This is a genomic window from Planktothrix sp. PCC 11201, assembly GCF_900009135.1.
Classification (GTDB): Bacteria; Cyanobacteriota; Cyanobacteriia; order Cyanobacteriales; family Microcoleaceae; genus Planktothrix.
This window is the reverse complement of sequence record NZ_LT797711.1, coordinates 442,801-460,754: the sequence shown is the minus strand read 5'-3', so window position 1 is coordinate 460,754 and position 17,954 is coordinate 442,801. Positions and strand designations below refer to the sequence as shown.

The following is a 17,954-nucleotide window of genomic DNA, read 5'->3' as shown; positions in this document are numbered from 1 at the left end:
ATAGATTTACAAACATATTTTATCTGATAAAAAACTTTTTTTTAAAAGCCAATTTTGGGAGTAATATTAAATTATTTTTGCTTTATTCAGTGCAACTTCATAGATAAATTTTAAGGACGTTTTTTAATAGTAGAATGGGCATGACCCATCCTACTAAGCCCTATGGGTTAACAATTATTCCCCGTGTTGACGATACCACTCAATGGTATTTTTTAACCCTTCCTTAAAGCCAACTTCTGCCACAAACCCGAACTTTTCTTTAGCTCTAGTTGTATCTAAACAGCGCCGAGGTTGACCATTAGGTTTATCGGTTTCCCAAACAATTTCTCCCTGAAATTCCATCAATTCACAAATCGTTTCTACTAAGTCTTTTATTGTGACTTCGTGATTTGTGCCTAAATTCACTGGGTCGGGTTCATTATATAATTGAGTCGCCATCACAATACCCCTGGCCGCATCCGTTGAATAGAGAAACTCCCGGGTCGGACTGCCATCTCCCCAGACGGGAAGGGTTTTGTCTCCCCGTTTTTGAGCTTCATAAACCTTGCGAACTAATGCGGGAATAACGTGGGAACTTTTCGGATCAAAATTATCTTCTGGGCCGTATAAATTCACGGGTAACAGATAGATACCATTGAAACCATACTGTTGACGATAGGATTGTAACTGCACCAATAAAGCTTTTTTAGCAATTCCATAAGGTGCGTTAGTTTCTTCGGGATAACCTTCCCAAAGATTATCTTCTTTGAAAGGAACTGGGGTGAATTTGGGATAGGCGCAAATTGTCCCCACACAGACAAACTTTTTCACCCCCGCCCGATAGGCACTTTCAATTAATTGAGTCCCCATCATCAAGTTATCATAAAAAAGTTCGGCGGGTTTGACTAAATTCAAACCAATTCCACCCACATGGGCTGCTAAATGAATCACAATATCTTGACCCTGAACGACTTTTTGACAAGCGTCTAAGGTACAAAGATTATACTCCCGAGAACGGGGAATCATGATGTGATTTGGATCGGCACCGGACTGGAGCAGTTGAGCGACCACTTGACGCCCTAAAAAACCTGCCCCTCCTGTGACTAGAATCCGTTTATTTGTCAAATCTAAGGGACTCATAAATTTAGCCTCTACTGTATCCGTAATTAATCAAATTGATGGGTTGCTTCTTGAGTTTCTTCTAAGGCTTTGAGATCGGAATCTACCATTAACTTCACCAATTCTTCAAAGGTGACACTGGGTTCCCAGCCTAATTTTTCTTTGGCTTTAGTGGGGTCACCAATTAAAATATCAACTTCCGCCGGACGCAGATAACGTTGATCAAATTTGACGTAATTTTGCCAATCTAAATTAACATGACCAAAGGCAATATCTAGGAATTCCCGAATCGAATGGGTTTCATTGGTAGCAACCACATAATCATCCGGTTCAGAATGTTGGAGCATCAGCCACATGGCTCGAACATAATCTTTAGCATAGCCCCAATCCCGTTTTGAGTCGAGATTTCCTAAATAGATTTCCTTTTGTTTTCCTTTAACAATTCGAGCCACCGCCCGGGTAATTTTTCGAGTTACAAAAGTGGGGCCACGACGGGGACTTTCATGGTTAAATAAAATCCCATTAGAGGCAAATAAACCATAGGATTCTCGATAGTTTACGGTTTGCCAATGTCCGTAAACCTTAGCGCAGGCGTAGGGACTACGGGGATAAAAGGGTGTGGTTTCTTTTTGGGGAATTTCTAACACTTTCCCAAACATTTCCGAGGAGCCCGCTTGATAGAATCGAACTTCAATTCCGGTACGTTGTTGATAGTCTCGAATCGCTTCTAAGAGACGTAATACCCCCATTCCAACGGCATCAACGGTATATTCTGGGGAGTCAAAACTAACTCGAACATGGGATTGAGCGCCCAGATTATAAATTTCTACGGGTTTAACTTCTTCGATAATCCGCCGTAAAGTGGTACCATCGGTTAAATCTCCATAGTGTAGAAATAGCCGAGCTTCAGCATTGTGAGGATCTTTATAAATATGGTCAATGCGGTTGGTATTAAAGCTAGAAGATCGGCGGATAATTCCATGAACTTCATAGCCTTTTTCTAGTAACAATTCACTTAGGTATGAGCCATCTTGACCCGTGATTCCAGTAATTAATGCCCGTTTCCGTTCTGTCATTTAAACTATTCCTTAGAGTTTTGTGGGTTAATATTCCCGAGTTTAATTATACCTAATAACTAATCTAGGGATTGTGTTAATCTGCACCCTGAAACACATTCAGCAATTTGGGAGTCAACGTGATCTTGTAGACCCTTGAGTTTTAGGATCGTAGCTACAACCAAATTAACCTTAGATCAGGTTTAATTCAAGGTTAGGCTCAATTCCTACTTCTACCCTTTGAGTTTAGAAACCGGAGATCTAAACCTAACTTAAATCTTCCAGTCTACTTATATTAGACTCAAAATAAAACCCCTAAACCCGTCGATTAAAAGAGTTAAGGGGAAAGAGAATCATCTCTGTATGTTTCTGTTTGAACTAATAGGCTCCATTATTTTTAGGAAAAATCACAACCCCAATAGTTTTAACGACAATTCCCAGGTCTGTCCAAAAATTCTTGAAAGTGACATAGTATAAATCCATCTGAACTCGCCGAGGATAGGGAATATCATTGCGTCCCGAAACTTGCCACAATCCAGTAATACCGGGTTTAATCGTTAGGATTTTATCCATGTGACGACCATATTTGTGTAGTTCTTCCACAACCAAAGGTCTAGGGCCGACTACACTCATGTCTCCGATTAAAACATTCCAAAATTGGGGAAATTCATCTAAACTGGTCACCCGCAGAAACCGACCTATCCAAGTAATTCTAGGATCATGTTTGAGCTTGAAATTGTTCTGAAATTCTTCTCGTAAATGGGGAGAAGTTTCCATGATTTGCGTTAACATTTCATCGGCATTACTCACCATCGTTCTGAATTTAATACAGCCGAATAACTTGCGGTTTTTTCCGACGCGCTCCTGTACATAAAAAACTGACCCTGGAGAGCTTAAGGCAATCAGCAGAGCCAAAATTAAGTAGACCGGAGCGAATAAAATCAGAACAGACAGAGAGAAGACAATATCAAACAATCGCTTCCAAAATTCCTCATCTACACGCTGTAGAGAGAGGCGTTCAGGTATTGCTCGATAGGCCAAGGGCAGAACCCCTTGCCTTGTGAACCCACGCCGAAGTCCCTTACCAAAGATGAGTTGGCTATTGGCGGTCATCTTACTCCTTCAATTCACACCACACACAGTCCTGATCATAAAGCCTCAAGACACCCAATATAGGTAATTCGGCTTTAGTTCGTCAAAATTCGGATAGAAAATCGTTCCTCTGAGGACGGGAAAACTCAAGTACAGCAGGGGGAAACGGCTAAATTTGTTACCCACAAATCTAAGTATTCCTGGGTTTTCAAGCCTCTGCAATCGGGAAGGGATTTTTATAAGTCCGAAATTAATTGGCATTTTAGCTGATATTGCCCGATTGAAACTGTTGCCAGCAATGCTCCACGAATCCCCAGTAATGTTCTTGGAATTGTTTCGGGCTAAATTGAGTGGCATTTAATCTGGCCATATCGGGATTGAACTGGTCTTGAGACTGCTCAAAGGCTTCTATGGTCTCCACTAAGGCCTCCTCAGTTTGGGCGGAAAATAATAAACCCGTTGCAGAATCTGGATATTGTCGCAGATCTCGCACGGTTTCTAAAGCCCCTCCCCCCCCGTAGGCAATTACCGGAGTCCCACAGGCTTGAGCTTCGACTAAGGCGATACCAAAATCCTCACAGGAGGCATAGACAAAGGCTTTGGCATCCCTCATATACTGGTCTACGACGTCATTTGGTTGCCACCCCAAAACCTGAATATTGGGTTTAGCCATCTGCTGAATAGCATTCAATTCGGCTCCTGTCCCAATAACAATTAATGGGTATCCCAGGCGATTGAAGGCTTGGACAATCAAGGCTATTTTTTTATAACTGACCAAACGGCAAACCGTTAAGTAAAAATCCTGTTTTTGCGGTTGAAACTGAAAGCGTTCTACCTGTACCGGGGGATAAATCACCCTAGCCGGGCGACGATAACAGCGCCAAATTCGTCGGGCTGTATGTTTGGAATTCGCCATGAAATAATCAACCCGGTTCGCCGAGACCACATCCCACTGCCGCAAACGATGCAACAGATAGCGGGTAAACACCCCTTGCAGCCCCTTTCCAGCTAAACTGCTGTTCAGGTAGTCAAAGGTTAAATCCCAGGCGTAGCGCATGGGTGTATGGCAGTAACAGAGGTGCAGTTGATGGGGACTGGTGAGAACTCCTTTAGCCACCGCATGGGAGGAGGAGAGAATCACGTCATACCCTCGGACATCGAGTTGTTCAATGGCCAGAGGCAGTAAGGGCAGATATTTCTGCACCCCAGAGCGGGCTTTGGGGAAATGCTGAAGAAAGGTTGTACCAATGGAGCGTTGATATAAATAGCTATCGGGGTTGGTGGATTCAAAATCAATCAGGGAGTAAACATCCGCCTGAATATGGTTGAGAATTTCCTGAACAACGAGTTCTGAACCTCCCGTCGCCAGGGGTGTTAACCATTCATGAACCATTGCATAGGTTAACGACACAGCAAACATCCGTCCGGTGAGAGTGCAAGAATTAATATCCCACAGCTTGGGAATTAGAGGAACATTACTTCTATAGCGCCACGCACTCTTAGAACACCGGAACACCGGAACAGAACCGTAAGCAGTGAAAGTTTCAGGACTTAAAAGTTTCCTAACTGTAATGCGTAGCGCTATAACAAAATTTGACTATCTTTGCCCAAATCAGACTATCCTGTTCTACACTATTTGGAATCTCCAGGGTGCAGGGAAAATGTAGAAGACAATATAAATTTACTCCGACTTCGCCCGCAAAGTAATGGGTGTCGGCAAAATAGGAATCTGGCTTCTATGAAGCATTAACCAGAGAATATTGGATTGACACGGCTAAGTTGGTTACGGGTCTATTTTCCCTAACTTACAATTGGCAAAAACCAGTTAATAAATCTTTGATTAAACCCTTAAACCCTTGAATGATGCTAGAAAAAAACTTTTTTCAAGAATCTTTTGCAACTCAAAAAAATCCTATTTTTTCAGATGCTGAAAACTGGAAAAATACAACTTTCAGCCTCAAGGTTTGGCATGAAAAACAGAATAATAAACCTCCGGTTTTTACCGATAGTTTTGAATCCATGATTCCACAACGAGAAATTTTTGAAGCGATCGCAGAATTCACACCCATTCCCATCATAATTAGCCGTCTATCCGATGGTTTAATCTTATATGCTAATTCCTTTTCCAGTGATTTATTTGATTTTCCCCTTGATCAGATCAAAACTATCAAAACCCTAGGATTTTATCCTATTGCCTCAGAGCGACAAAAATTAATTGATAAAATTATCGCAGAAGGCTATATTCATAACCATGAACTGCAAGTTCAAAAAAACAATGGGACTCCCTTTTGGGTGATGGGTTCCTTCCAAATTATACCCTTTCAAGGTGAACAAGCTGTTCTTTCTATTTTCCATGATATTACGGAGCGAAAAAAAACCGAAACCACCCTACAATTAAGTACAGAACGCCTCTATCGTCAAAATGTTGCCCTACGCGATTTAAGTCGAGAACAAACCCGCAATTATGATCATATTGATACAGCAATTCGCCAAATTACTGAAACCGCCGCGAATACTTTAGACGTTGACAGAGTGAGTGTTTGGCTCCATAGTGGCCTGGGTGATTCTCTGTCAGATCAAGAGCAAGTTAATGATTTAAACCCAGGTTATGGGGATGAAATTTGGGTTAAACAAAATGCTTTAGAATGGAATTGTTTAGATTTGTATGAACGTCAAACCCATCACCATTCCCCCGATGAATCATCGATTATTAATCACAACTTTTCCCTGTGTTCAAATCCTTTTAATTTGAAAAAATTCTCATTTTATCCTCTCGATTTATTAACTAAATCTTTATCTGAATCATCCGAATTAATTGACAAAAGTCTCGCCTCTTTTTTTAGTCACTGTTTAGATAGACCCATTTGGTTAAACGGAAAAATTATTGGGTTTATTTGTGTTGAATATCCCATCGAGCAACAAGACTGTAGCCTAGAAGATCGGATATTTATTGATTCCTTAGCAAATTTAGTTGCCCTAGCAATTGAACGATTTGAACGGATTAAAGCTGAAAGATCATTGGCTCAAGTCAAGAATGAGCTAGAAATTAGAGTTAAAAAACGCACGGCAGAATTACAAGAAGCCATCCAACAGTTACGAATGGAAATGGTAGAACGGTTGAAGGTAGAAGGGGTTTTACAAACGGCTTTACATCAAGCTCAAGCGGCTTCCCAAGCTAAAAGTACCTTCTTAGCAAACATGAGTCATGAGTTACGCACTCCTTTACACGCCATTATCGGCTTTAGCGATTTGTTACTCGAAGAAGTAGTAGATCAAAAACTCTATAACCTATTACCCGATGTGGAAAAAATCCATCAGTCCGGCCACCATTTGCTTACCTTAATTAATGACATTCTAGATTTATGTAAAGTTGAAGCTGGACAAATGCCTTTATCTTTAGAAACCTTTGAAGTGGCTAGTTTTGTTCATGAGGTGGTAACTTCCTTACAGCCCCTCGCCGAGCAAAATCAAAACACAGTACAAATTTGTTGTAAAAACAATTTGGATATCATGGAAGGAGATATCACTAAAATTCGACAGATTCTTTATAATTTAATCAGTAATGCTCTGAAATTTACCCATCAGGGCAAAGTAACCCTTACCCTGAAGCGAGAACAGAATGAAGATTTAGACTGGATTTGTTTTGAAGTCACGGACACCGGAATTGGTATTTCTCGTGAACAGCAGAAAAATTTATTTCAAGCCTTTACCCAAGTTGATAATTCTTTAAGTCGTGAGTATGGCGGCACGGGTTTGGGTTTAGCAATTACCCATCACTATTGCAAAATGCTGGGAGGACAAATCAGCGTTTCTAGCCAACTCGGAGTTGGTTCTAAATTTACAGTTTATCTCCCAACAGCCCCGGTTTAATCTAAACGTTACAAAACAATAATTCCCACGTTTTCTTCATTTAGTGTTAGTTTAGGGAAAGATAGTATGGATCTCGCGTGCGGATGTTCACCCAGGAAAGTTGCCCCGGTCTAGGTCGTGACGCAATTCAGTCTATCTTCCCCATTTAGGGAAAAGCCACCAGCAGTTAATTAAAAATTAATTCAATATGTCCAGATATGACTCTCACTTACAATGTTCGTTCTGCGGTAAATCTCAAGAGCAAGTTCGCAAATTAATTGCAGGCCCTGGTGTTTATATCTGTGATGAATGCGTCGAACTCTGTAACGAGATTTTGGAAGAAGAATTTTCAGATCGAAATTCAGCCTCGGTTTCCGTTGGAGGGCAGCCAGCCCGTTCTGCCAAACAGTCTGCCAATAAAGGATTTTCTCTGACTTCCATTCCTAAACCCATCGAAATTAAAAACTATTTAGATGATCATGTCATCGGTCAAGATGGGGCAAAAAAAGTTCTATCCGTTGCAGTTTATAACCACTATAAACGTCTGAGTGTAGAAAAGTTAAAAGCTTCTGATGCCGAGGCTGATGATGCGATAGAATTACAAAAAGCGAATATTCTCTTGATGGGGCCAACGGGTTGTGGTAAAACCTTACTCGCCCAATCTTTAGCAAAATTATTAGATGTTCCCTTTGCCGTTGCCGATGCCACCACTTTAACCGAAGCCGGTTATGTTGGGGATGATGTGGAAAATATTTTATTGCGGTTATTACAGGTTGCCGATTTTGATATTGAAGCCGCACAACAGGGGATTATTTATATTGATGAAATTGATAAAATAGCGCGTAAAAGTGAAAATACCTCCATCACCCGAGATGTGTCTGGAGAAGGGGTACAACAAGCCCTATTAAAAATGTTAGAAGGCACGGTGGTGAATGTTCCTCCCCAGGGCGGACGCAAGCATCCCTATCAGGATTTTATCCAAATTGATACCAGCAAAATTTTATTTGTCTGTGGCGGGGCTTTCGTGGGTTTAGAAAAACTGATTGAACAACGTTTGGGCAAAAAATCCCTGGGTTTTGTGCAGTCAAGAGAAGATCATAAAACTCCGATTGTTCCCCTCCAGTCCGACGAAGTTTTGTATCATGTTCAACCGGAAGATTTAGTTAAATTTGGATTAATTCCTGAATTTATTGGCCGACTTCCAGTTTTAACTAGGGTTTCTCCTTTGGATGAAGGGGCTTTGATGCAAATTTTAACCGAACCAAGTAATGCTTTGGTTAAACAATATAAAAAGCTATTACGCATGGATAATGTCCGGTTAGAATTTGAACCCGAGGCGTTAAAAGCGATTGCCAAGGAAGCCTTCCGTCGGAAAACCGGGGCGCGAGCTCTACGGGGAATTTTGGAGGAATTAATGTTAGAAGTCATGTATGAAATTCCCTCCAGAAAAGATGTTGTTCACTGTGTAATTACCCAAGAAATGGTAGAAAAACGTTCTACCGCCGAGGTATTATGGCATCCCGCTTGGCATCGACAACATGAGTCGGCATAATTAACCCGCCCCACCGCAAACCCAAAATTCAATTAACCATATTCAATTAACCATTAATTATTGTCGGGGTCGGGGCGGGTTTATAAAGTTTTGGGGTGCTTTTTCTTGGTTGACGCGAACCCGCCCCTACGCGGTATGACGAAATTTTTGTTAATATTAACCCGTAGGGGCGGGTTCCGTAACCATCTTGAATACAAAAAAACAACCTAAATAAACCCGCCCAACCCCAAATCAAAAATTAAATTAAACCAATAATTCTTCTAATTTATGTTGATTCCAAAGGGTCTGATATAGTCCTTTTATTCCTACTAATTCGGTATGGGTTCCAGTTTGAATAATACTCCCTTTTTCCATCACTAAAATCCGATCCGCCATGGCAGCCGCCGACATTTGATGGGAGATAAAAACCACGGTTTTCCGTTGGACTCCGATTTTTAAATTTCGTAAAATTTCCGTGGCAGTTTGATTATCTACACTCGAAAGAGCATCATCTAAAATCAAAATTGGTGCATCCACTAATAGTGCTCTGGCTAAGGCAGTTCGTTGTCGTTGTCCACCGGATAAGGTAATTCCCCTTTCACCCACTAGGGTTTCATATTGTTTAGGAAAATTCAAAATTTCTTCATGAATTTTAGCAATTCTAGCCGCCATTTCAATTTCTGATTGTTCCGTTAGGGGATTACCATAGGCAATATTATTCTGAATACTGGTACTAAATAAAAAGCTCTCTTGAGGAACATAGGCGATCGCACTTCTCAAATCCGATAACTTTAACTGCGTAATATCCTGACCATCCACAAATAATTGATCTATCTTAATATCTAATAACCTAGGAATAGCATTAGCCAAAGTCGATTTTCCAGAACCAATCTGACCAACAATGGCAACGGTTTCCCCTGGTTTAATCGTGAAATTAACATCATTCAGAGCCGGAACTTGGCTTCTGGGGTAGGTATAACTCAGATGAAATGCACTTAACCATCCTTGAATGGGAGTGGGTAAAGGTAAAGGTTCTAAGGTATCTTTGATCCGAGGTTCAACACTTAAAATCCCTTCAATTCTATCAATACTCACTTCTCCCCGTTGATAGGCTGTAATCGTAAATCCTAATAAAGCCGTGGGAAATACTAAACGTTCCACATATAAAATTAAGGCTACAAAATCACCAATACTCAGTTCTCCATTGGCAATAAATTCATCCCCAATTCCCAATAAAATTAAAAAACTTAAACTAGCAATTCCCCCTAAAATGGGAAACAAAAGATTTCGGGTTTTAGCTAAATCTAAATTAGCATAAAATAATTGTTGGTTATTTTCGGCAAAAGCTTGGCGTTCGTTTTCTTCTTGAGCGTAAATCTTGATTAAAGAAATGCCACTCATATCCTCTTGAATCAGATCGCTAATATTCGAGAGTTTTTCCTGAACTGTCATTTGTTGATCTCTGAGTTTCCCACTAAAAACCTGCACTAAAATCAACATGAAGGGATAAACAGAAATAGATAATAAAGTCAAGCGGAAGTTAATTGCTAACATTACTGGCAGGGTTAAACCATAGGCAAAGATGGTATTAGCAATACTGAGAACCGCAAAACCTAATAAACGGCGAATATTATCAACATCACTGGTGGCACGGTTAATTAAATCTCCAATGGTACTTTCGGAGAAATAGGAGGATTCTAGGGTTAATAAATGATTAAAAATCTTTTGTTTTAAATCAAATTCAACCTGACGACCTACCCCAAAAATGATAGTCCGTGAGATCATCCGAATCACCCACATAATTGAGGCTAAAATAAAAATCAAGAATACCTGATTTTGTACCGTATCAAAGTTAATCGCTACTTGCAGTTCATTCACAATATCCCGAATCAAAATCGGAATATAAACCCCCAACGCATTAACCAGAAATAACGCCACAATTCCTAATATTGTAGCTTTTTTATGGGGACGCAGATACTCTATCAGTTTTTGGAATCGAGAAGATTTCATATTTAGGCGAATCAGGTTAACAGAGTGAACTACCCACACTGACTTGGAGTACCAAGTACAGTGTCGGCTTCTGTACTCACAGGGGAATGCCTCAAGACGGACTTGCATCCCCCTTTTGGTCTTACCTCCCCTCCTACAGCAGAGACGGCTGCACCATCCGTCTTTAGCATTTCGACTGCGCTCAATGCAAGCATTCTGATGCCCTCTGCTCTAATATTTATAGCTGCGTTTCCATCTCGGTCATGATCAGTACCACAATTAGGACAAGTCCATTCACGAACATCTAATGGCATTTGACTGACTTGATAGAAACAATTAGAACAGAGTTTGGAACTAGGAAACCATCTATCAATCTCCACTAACTTACCGCCTTTTCTTTCTAGTTTGTAAGCTAGAAAATTAGTGAAAGTTCCCCATCCACAATCAGATATTGCTTTTGCCAAATTGTGATTACGAACCATGCCTTTGACATGAAGATTTTCTACTATGACAGCTTGGCTATCGCTGACCAACTTATGACTAAGTTTGTGTAGAAAATCTTGCCGGGAATTACTCACTCGTTCGTATAAGGAGGCAATAACTTGACGATATTTATTTCTGGATTTACTCCCCTTTTCTTTACGCGCTAATTTTTTCTGTTTGCGTTTGAGATTTTTCTCATGTTTAGCAAGATGTTTGGGATTATCGTATTTAGAAACATTTTCGCCATCAGTGACAACGGCAAAGTGTTTGATTCCTAAGTCAATACCATAGATTTTACCTTCTGAAATAGTGGGATTTTCCCCTTCAATTTCTGTTAGGATAGATGCCAAATATTTCCCAGAAGGAGTTTTACTAACAGTTACAGTCTTGATTTTCCCGGCAATTGGTCTATGTATTTTAGCTTTGACTATCCCAATATTGCCAGGAAGTTTGACATTACCATCAACAATTTTGACATTTTGAGGGTATTGAATTGACTGTTTGCCATGTTTAGACTTAAACTTAGGGAAACCTGCACGTTTATCAAAAAAGTTTTTGTATGCTGTGGTTAGATTAAGTGTTGTAGCTTGTAAAACCTGACTATAACAATCAGCTAACCAAATAGTATCTTCGGCTTTTTTGAGCTTAGGTAGTAGGGCGTTGAGTGCTACCTGTCCCAGCCCTTTCCCCGTATCTTGATAAACCTGAATCGATTTATTTAAAGCATAATTCCACCACCACCGCGAACATCCAAATGTTTGGGCTAGTAGTGCTTCTTGCAATGCAGTTGGATACAGACGGACTTGTACAGCTTTGTGTGGCACTCAATATCACCTCCTGGTCTGAATATCTTACTACATAATAAAAAAGATTTGGTCAACTCCGTACCTACGTTGACCCGCCTTTCATCCCACCGCTCACCTGGGTTATTGTAGAGCGGGGGACTTCCCGGCGGTGTTAGTTAAATTAGAGACTGAATTGGATTTACAGTTGACTGAATGTTTTAATCCTGTGCTCGATAGGGAAGGTTTGGGTTAATCAAATAAATACTATAGCTGATTTTGGCAAGAAATCACTTCGTAATTCCCCATTCCCCATTCCCTATTCCCCATTCCCTATTCCCCATTCCCCATTCCCTAAACTTTCCAAATATTTAGAAATAGCCTTATTAAAATCTTCGATCATGATCGGTTTACTCAGATAATCATTCATCCCTATCTCCAAACATCTTTGACGATCGCGCTCTAAAACATTAGCCGTCACCGCAATAATCCAGGGTTGGGTTTGGGCGGATTCACGAATTATTTTTGTTGCGGTTAAACCATCCATTTCTGGCATTTGCATATCCATCAAAATGATATCATAGGATTGTTTTTCTAACATTTCTAATACTTCTAATCCATTGTTAGCAATATCCGCATCATAGTCAAATAATTTCAGAAGTAATAATCCAAATTCTTGATTGATCTGATCATCATCGGCGATCAAAACTTTTAATTGCGATTGATCATAAATTTTTTCGACTTGAGGTAAAGCGGGATTTGTTAGTAAATTAATGTCGCTCTCAGCAGCGAGTTTTAATTGCAGGGTAAAATAAAAAGTTGAACCTTGGGTCTGAGGTTGTTCGGGATCTAAGAAAAAATCCGGGGGAGGATTTCCCCCAATCTCACCCTGACTTACCACCCAAATTGTTCCTGCCATTAAATTAACTAAACTCTGACTGATCACTAATCCTAAACCCGTACCGCCATATTTACGATTAATGGAAATATCTCCCTGGGTAAAGGGTTGAAAGAGTTGATTAATTTGATCAGAATTAATCCCAATCCCCTGATCTTGAATTGAGATGATTAATTCATATTTCTGACCAGAAATAGGTTGACCCATTACCCGAATAGAAACACTGCCATGACTAGTAAACTTAACCGCATTTCCTATTAGATTTAATAAAATTTGTCTCAAACGAGAACTATCTCCTAAAAAATAATTAGGAATATCAGAATCAATTAAATAGGTGAGGTCAATTTCTCGTTCTACAGCTTTTTTGTGTAAGAGATCACATACCGACTGGAATATAGTTCTTAAAACCAAAGGATTTTCTTCTAGTTCCAAATTCCCCGATTCAATTTTTGAGAAGTTAAGAATATCATTAATAATGGTTAAAAGCAGATTCCCGCTATCTTGAATCATATCGACTAATTTTTTTTGTTCCTGGGAAAGATCGGTCATCAACAAAAGTTGAACGATCCCCACCACACCATTCATCGGGGTACGGATTTCGTGACTCATATTAGCTAAAAAATCACCTTTGGCTTTGGTTCCGGCTTCCGCGCCTTCCTTGGCTTCAGATAGGGCGATTTCTGCTTGTTTGCGATCGCTAATATCCATCATTGTGCCATAGATATCGGTAATCTGATGCTGTTGATTATAACCAGCCTTACCTATAGCATTAATATATCGAATTACCCCATCATTATGACGAATAATTCTGAGATCTAGATCATAACTAATCCCTTGGGTTTTGAGTTGTTCTAAAGCCTCTAAAAATTTAGGTTGATCCTGAACATGAATGCGAGTAATTAACTGGGATAATGTGGGTTCTCCTAAATTAAAATCAAAGCCAAGAATCTTAAATAATTCCTTTGAACAGCGCATTTTTTGAGTCTGAAGATTCAATTCCCAATTTCCTATCTGGGAAATACTTTGAGCTTCTTCTAGGCGATCTTTTGCTCTTTTTACCTCTTTCTGAGTCTCTTTTTGTTCGGTAATTTCTGTAATGACTCCTCCGACTCCAGACTGTCCATCTTGTAATAAAGCTGGATAAAAACTACTGACCCAATATCGAGTTTGTGAAAAGACAGGGGTTAGGGTTTGAAATTCGACATTTCTCAGGGTTTCACCCGTTTCTAAGACTTGACGCATCAAGGGTTCATAAATACTTGCCCATTCAGGAAATAACTCTTGCCCGGTTTTGCCAATATGTTCTCCTACGGACAAATGATTAATCTTGGCGAAGTTTTCATTAACTTTAACAAATTTTAGATTTTGATCCAGTAAACATAACCCCACAGGACTATTAATATAAATATTCTCTAACCAATTATTACTAGCTTGGAGTTGATTTTGAATTTTTTTCAACTCATTAATATTAACAAAGGTAACAACTAATCCATTATTGTTATTATTTTCCCCTTTATAGGTGTTCACTCGCATCAACAGTTGTTTTTGAGTCCTTTGGTTGATCACTTCTAATTCTAAGGGAATTTGAGTCACGACAAAATTCGATAAAATTTCAACTAAGTTAGGACAGTCTAAATTATGGGTAAAATGGCTGAGGGGGCGGTTAATATCAGTGGGAAGAATATTAATAATATTACTGGTCGTCGGGGTAAATTTTCTAATATTCAGATCATTATCCAGAAAGATCACCCCGATATCGGTACTGCGAAGTAAATTATCAATATCGCTCGTTAGTTCGGTGAGTTGTTGAATTTTAATCTGATATTCTGAATTAACGGTATAAAGTTCTTCATTTACCGACTGTAATTCTTCATTGGTACTTTGCAATTCTTCATTAGAAGCCAGTAATTCTTCATTGGTAGCCTGTTGTTCTTCATTGGTCGTTTCTAATTCTTCAATAGTCGCTTGTAAATTTTCTCGGGTTTGTTGCAGTTCATATTCTAATTCGGTGATTTGTTTGACGGTTTCAATATCAACCTGAAACTCAATCTGATTAGATTTGTTTTCTACTGTGGTTTTTATCTCCAATAAAACCAATAGAAATTCATTTATGATTGGGTATTTATTGGGAAATGCTATTTTTAAACTGAGGATCTCATTCACCCCATTTCTGAACAAATTAATGCCTGTATACAGAACATTTTGTTGTTCCCGTTTGGCTCGATGGATAGCGGTTTTCAAGGGTAATCGTAAAGGGGTGGGAACCAGTTCCGTAATATCCAATTTAGGCTTGCCTGTGGAGAAGGATAGCAAATCTGCACCATTATGAAAGATATGCAGTAATTGGCAGTCTTGATTAATTAATACACAGGTCAAATGTTGTTCTGTAAAACAAAGATTAAAAACTGAATCTAAAATCCGTTCATACTGAAATAAATTTCGATTAGAGGTGGGTGGTATCGTGACTGGAGCTAATAGGGGTAGCTGGGATACGGGCATTAAACTCAGTTGAATTTCTCGGTGTTTGCGGAAGATTTTCCATCTTTGATCGATATTAATAAATTCTGTTTCGATTTCTCCCAAGGTTTCGGCATTTCCCAAAAATAAAATCCCTTGGGAAGCTAAAGAAAAATGCAGCAAGCGTAATACTTGTTGCTGAAGTAGAGGCTGCATATAAATCAGCACATTTCGGCAACTAATCAAATTCATTTTAGAAAAACCCGCATTTTTAGTTAAATTATGGGGGGCAATAATTAACATCTCGCGTAAATGCCGTTTGACTTGATAACAGCCGGCTTTATAGATAAAGTATTTCTCTAAACGTTCAGGAGTAATATTATTTTTAATGCTTTCGTTATAAGTTCCTTGAGAGGCTACTTCCAGGGCTTTACTATCAATATCGGTGGCAAACATTTTGACGGTGATCTCTTTATTAGCCGCCTGAATTGCTTCATCAATTAATATGGCTAAGGAATAGGCTTCTTCTCCGGTCGCACAGGCGGGAACCCAGACTCGCAATTGTTCCTGGGGTGCTAAGGAGTTGATCAACTCCGGTAAAACCTGCTGTTCTATTAATTCCCAGGCGGGAGGATCTCTAAAGAATTGGGTAACACTAATTAATAAATCTTGACGGAGTAATTTTCTTTCCGTTTCCGATTGATTTAATAAGGTAATATACTGAGTTAAATTTGGGGATTGGGTGACACCACAACGATTCAGAATCCGACGACTGAGGGTGCTAATTTTGTATTGACAAAAATCAATCTTTTCATATTTGGATAAAATCCCCAGGATTTGTTCAAATTGTTCTACGGGAATTAAATCTCCGCCTTTGACTTGAGAAATGGGATAGTTCAGGGAATAGCCCACTAAACTATAAACGGCCTGGGCTAGATCTTCAGGGGATAAAATCCCATCCAAGCAATCACAAGGTATCACACTACTTGGCATACTCGTGAATTGGGCGGTTTCTGGGGATTGAACTAGGGTGATTCCGCCTTTTTGACTAATAGCTTGTAATCCTTCTGTGCCATCGTTTCCCGTTCCCGATAGCAGGATTCCGATCACTTTTTCCCCCCATTCGGTGGCGAGGGATTTGAAGAAAATATTGATCGGATAATTTACCCGCTCAGAAAGATGTTGTTCTAATCGTAAGCAATCTTTTTCGACTGTTAAAGTGTGACGCGGTGGCAATACATAGATATGATTTGGATGTAACTGTACCCCATCTTTTATCGGTTCAACTTGCATTGAGGTGCGTCTTTGAATTAATTCGGGCATCAAACTGGGAAAATCGGGAGAAAGATGTTGTAAAACCACAAAAGCGGCACCGGGATTATTCGGTAAATGGGTAAAAAATTCTTCTAAAGGTTGTAAACCCCCGGCTGACGCACCCATGGCTACCACAAAAAATTTTTCTGGCGTTTCAGGGCTATTATTCTGGGTATTTTGTGTCATATTAAGGAAGGTAATTAAAAGGGATTGGTACAGGAATTAAAATTTTATTTATTAGTCAGATAACTTTCTATGAACACATCAACAAATGGTTTTCAAAAAATAAAATAAAATAAAATAAAATAAAATAAAATAAAATAAAATAAAATAATAACTCAAATAAACACTTTTGTCAACAAACTTAATTTTTATTTAATTATTTTTGCCAGAATTTTTTATCCTTAAACAGACTCATAATCTATTATCTCGTGTGTTCCTCATAAATTCCTTGACGGCTCACAGCTTCATCTGATAATAACGGGGTATTTTGCCGATGGCTCATACTCCAATTCTGTAGTTTTTCTATCCAATCTTGGGCAGATTGATGATCTACAGTAATATTAGCTGGAGACATTTCGCCATTAATTTTTACTTTTTTTTGTAATAGTTGGCGTTCTTCTACACTCAAAGTATTAATAATTGTTGCCAAAGATTCTACTAATTGAATATTCATGGTAACTGTTCCTTAATGGTACAAGACTTTAGAGAATATTTTTCAAATCTAATACAAATCCTGGTAAGATATTTTCTCCCGATAAAAATTGGGGAGATAGAATAATTTCTACTGTTTGATTCGGACGATAAATTTCTACACGCTGATGGTGTCTATCAATCAACCATCCTAATTTTGTCCCATTTTCTATATATTCTTGCATTTTCGCTTGTAGCTTTTCTAAGGAATCAGTTTTTGAGCGTAATTCGACGACAAAATCTGGAGATAGGGGAGCAAATTTTTCTTTTTCTGCTGTGGTTAAAACCTCCCATCTTTGGTTACTGACCCAAGCGGCATCGGGGGAGCGATTTGCCCCATTTGGAAGTTTGAAACCCGTTGAGGAATCAAAGGCTAATCCTAAATTATTTTGAGAACTCCAGATTTCTAATTGAGCACTAATTTTGATATTCCGGTTGCCCGTTTCGCTACCTGTAGGTGGCATAACAGTTAAATCTCCCGATGCACTGCGTTCAAATCTCAAATCCCGGTTGTTTTGGCATAGCTGAAAAAACTGGTCATCTGTTAGTTCAATAGTTAACTCAAAGGGTGTGGGTATTGTAGTAGTTTCCATGATTTTATCCTAATTGAGTTGGCTACGGTTCAATTATATCAACATTATACGGACTACCTATGACCTATTCCAAGATTGACTATCGCCCATTCTCGATCGCTCATTGCTCACTACCTATTG

At 39.3% G+C, this 17,954-nt stretch carries 11 protein-coding genes; 2 read left to right on the top strand and 9 right to left on the bottom strand.

What is annotated here, in order from left to right; all coding sequences use genetic code 11:
* Positions 1–174: 174 nt before the first annotated feature.
* From PL11201_RS24300 to PL11201_RS24285, 4 genes are all read right to left on the bottom strand, one after another.
* The gene (locus PL11201_RS24300; protein ID WP_079681419.1) at positions 175–1,119 is read right to left on the bottom strand and encodes a GDP-L-fucose synthase family protein; all 945 of its coding nucleotides are present in this window, start codon (positions 1,117–1,119) and stop codon (positions 175–177) included.
* A gap of 26 nt (positions 1,120–1,145) precedes the next feature.
* The gene (gene gmd / locus PL11201_RS24295) at positions 1,146–2,174 is read right to left on the bottom strand and encodes a GDP-mannose 4,6-dehydratase (protein WP_079681418.1); all 1,029 of its coding nucleotides are present in this window, start codon (positions 2,172–2,174) and stop codon (positions 1,146–1,148) included.
* A gap of 357 nt (positions 2,175–2,531) precedes the next feature.
* Positions 2,532–3,266, bottom strand: a complete 735-nt coding sequence (locus tag PL11201_RS24290) for an undecaprenyl-phosphate galactose phosphotransferase family protein (RefSeq protein ID WP_079681417.1) — start codon at positions 3,264–3,266, stop codon at positions 2,532–2,534.
* A gap of 241 nt (positions 3,267–3,507) precedes the next feature.
* Entirely contained in the window at positions 3,508–4,665 is a 1,158-nt protein-coding gene (locus PL11201_RS24285; protein WP_079681416.1) for a glycosyltransferase, read from the bottom strand.
* A 440-nt stretch (positions 4,666–5,105) separates the two neighbouring features.
* Between PL11201_RS24285 and PL11201_RS24280 the strand changes: the two genes are divergently transcribed.
* Together PL11201_RS24280 and clpX are read left to right on the top strand one after the other, a co-directional pair.
* The gene (locus PL11201_RS24280) at positions 5,106–7,115 is read left to right on the top strand and encodes an ATP-binding protein (protein WP_079681415.1); all 2,010 of its coding nucleotides are present in this window, start codon (positions 5,106–5,108) and stop codon (positions 7,113–7,115) included.
* 187 nt (positions 7,116–7,302) lie between these two features.
* Positions 7,303–8,646 (top strand): ATP-dependent protease ATP-binding subunit ClpX, encoded by a 1,344-nt coding sequence (clpX, locus tag PL11201_RS24275; protein WP_079681414.1) that lies wholly within the window; start codon positions 7,303–7,305, stop codon positions 8,644–8,646.
* 243 nt (positions 8,647–8,889) lie between these two features.
* Here the strand turns inward: clpX and PL11201_RS24265 are convergent, their stop codons facing one another.
* The 5 genes from PL11201_RS24265 to PL11201_RS24245 all read right to left on the bottom strand — a co-directional run bounded on the left by PL11201_RS24265 (position 8,890) and on the right by PL11201_RS24245 (position 17,834).
* Entirely contained in the window at positions 8,890–10,635 is a 1,746-nt protein-coding gene (locus PL11201_RS24265; RefSeq protein ID WP_079681412.1) for an ABC transporter ATP-binding protein, read from the bottom strand.
* Between the two features lie 29 nt (positions 10,636–10,664).
* Entirely contained in the window at positions 10,665–11,921 is a 1,257-nt protein-coding gene (locus PL11201_RS24260) for an RNA-guided endonuclease InsQ/TnpB family protein (RefSeq protein ID WP_079681411.1), read from the bottom strand.
* A gap of 277 nt (positions 11,922–12,198) precedes the next feature.
* Positions 12,199–16,734 carry a chemotaxis protein CheB gene (locus tag PL11201_RS24255; RefSeq protein ID WP_079681410.1) on the bottom strand — a complete coding sequence of 1,512 codons (4,536 nt, stop codon included), beginning with the start codon at positions 16,732–16,734 and terminating at the stop codon, positions 12,199–12,201.
* A 238-nt stretch (positions 16,735–16,972) separates the two neighbouring features.
* Positions 16,973–17,224 carry a hypothetical protein gene (locus tag PL11201_RS24250; protein ID WP_079681409.1) on the bottom strand — a complete coding sequence of 84 codons (252 nt, stop codon included), beginning with the start codon at positions 17,222–17,224 and terminating at the stop codon, positions 16,973–16,975.
* A gap of 28 nt (positions 17,225–17,252) precedes the next feature.
* Positions 17,253–17,834, bottom strand: a complete 582-nt coding sequence (locus tag PL11201_RS24245; protein ID WP_079681408.1) for a Uma2 family endonuclease — start codon at positions 17,832–17,834, stop codon at positions 17,253–17,255.
* Positions 17,835–17,954: the final 120 nt, after the last annotated feature.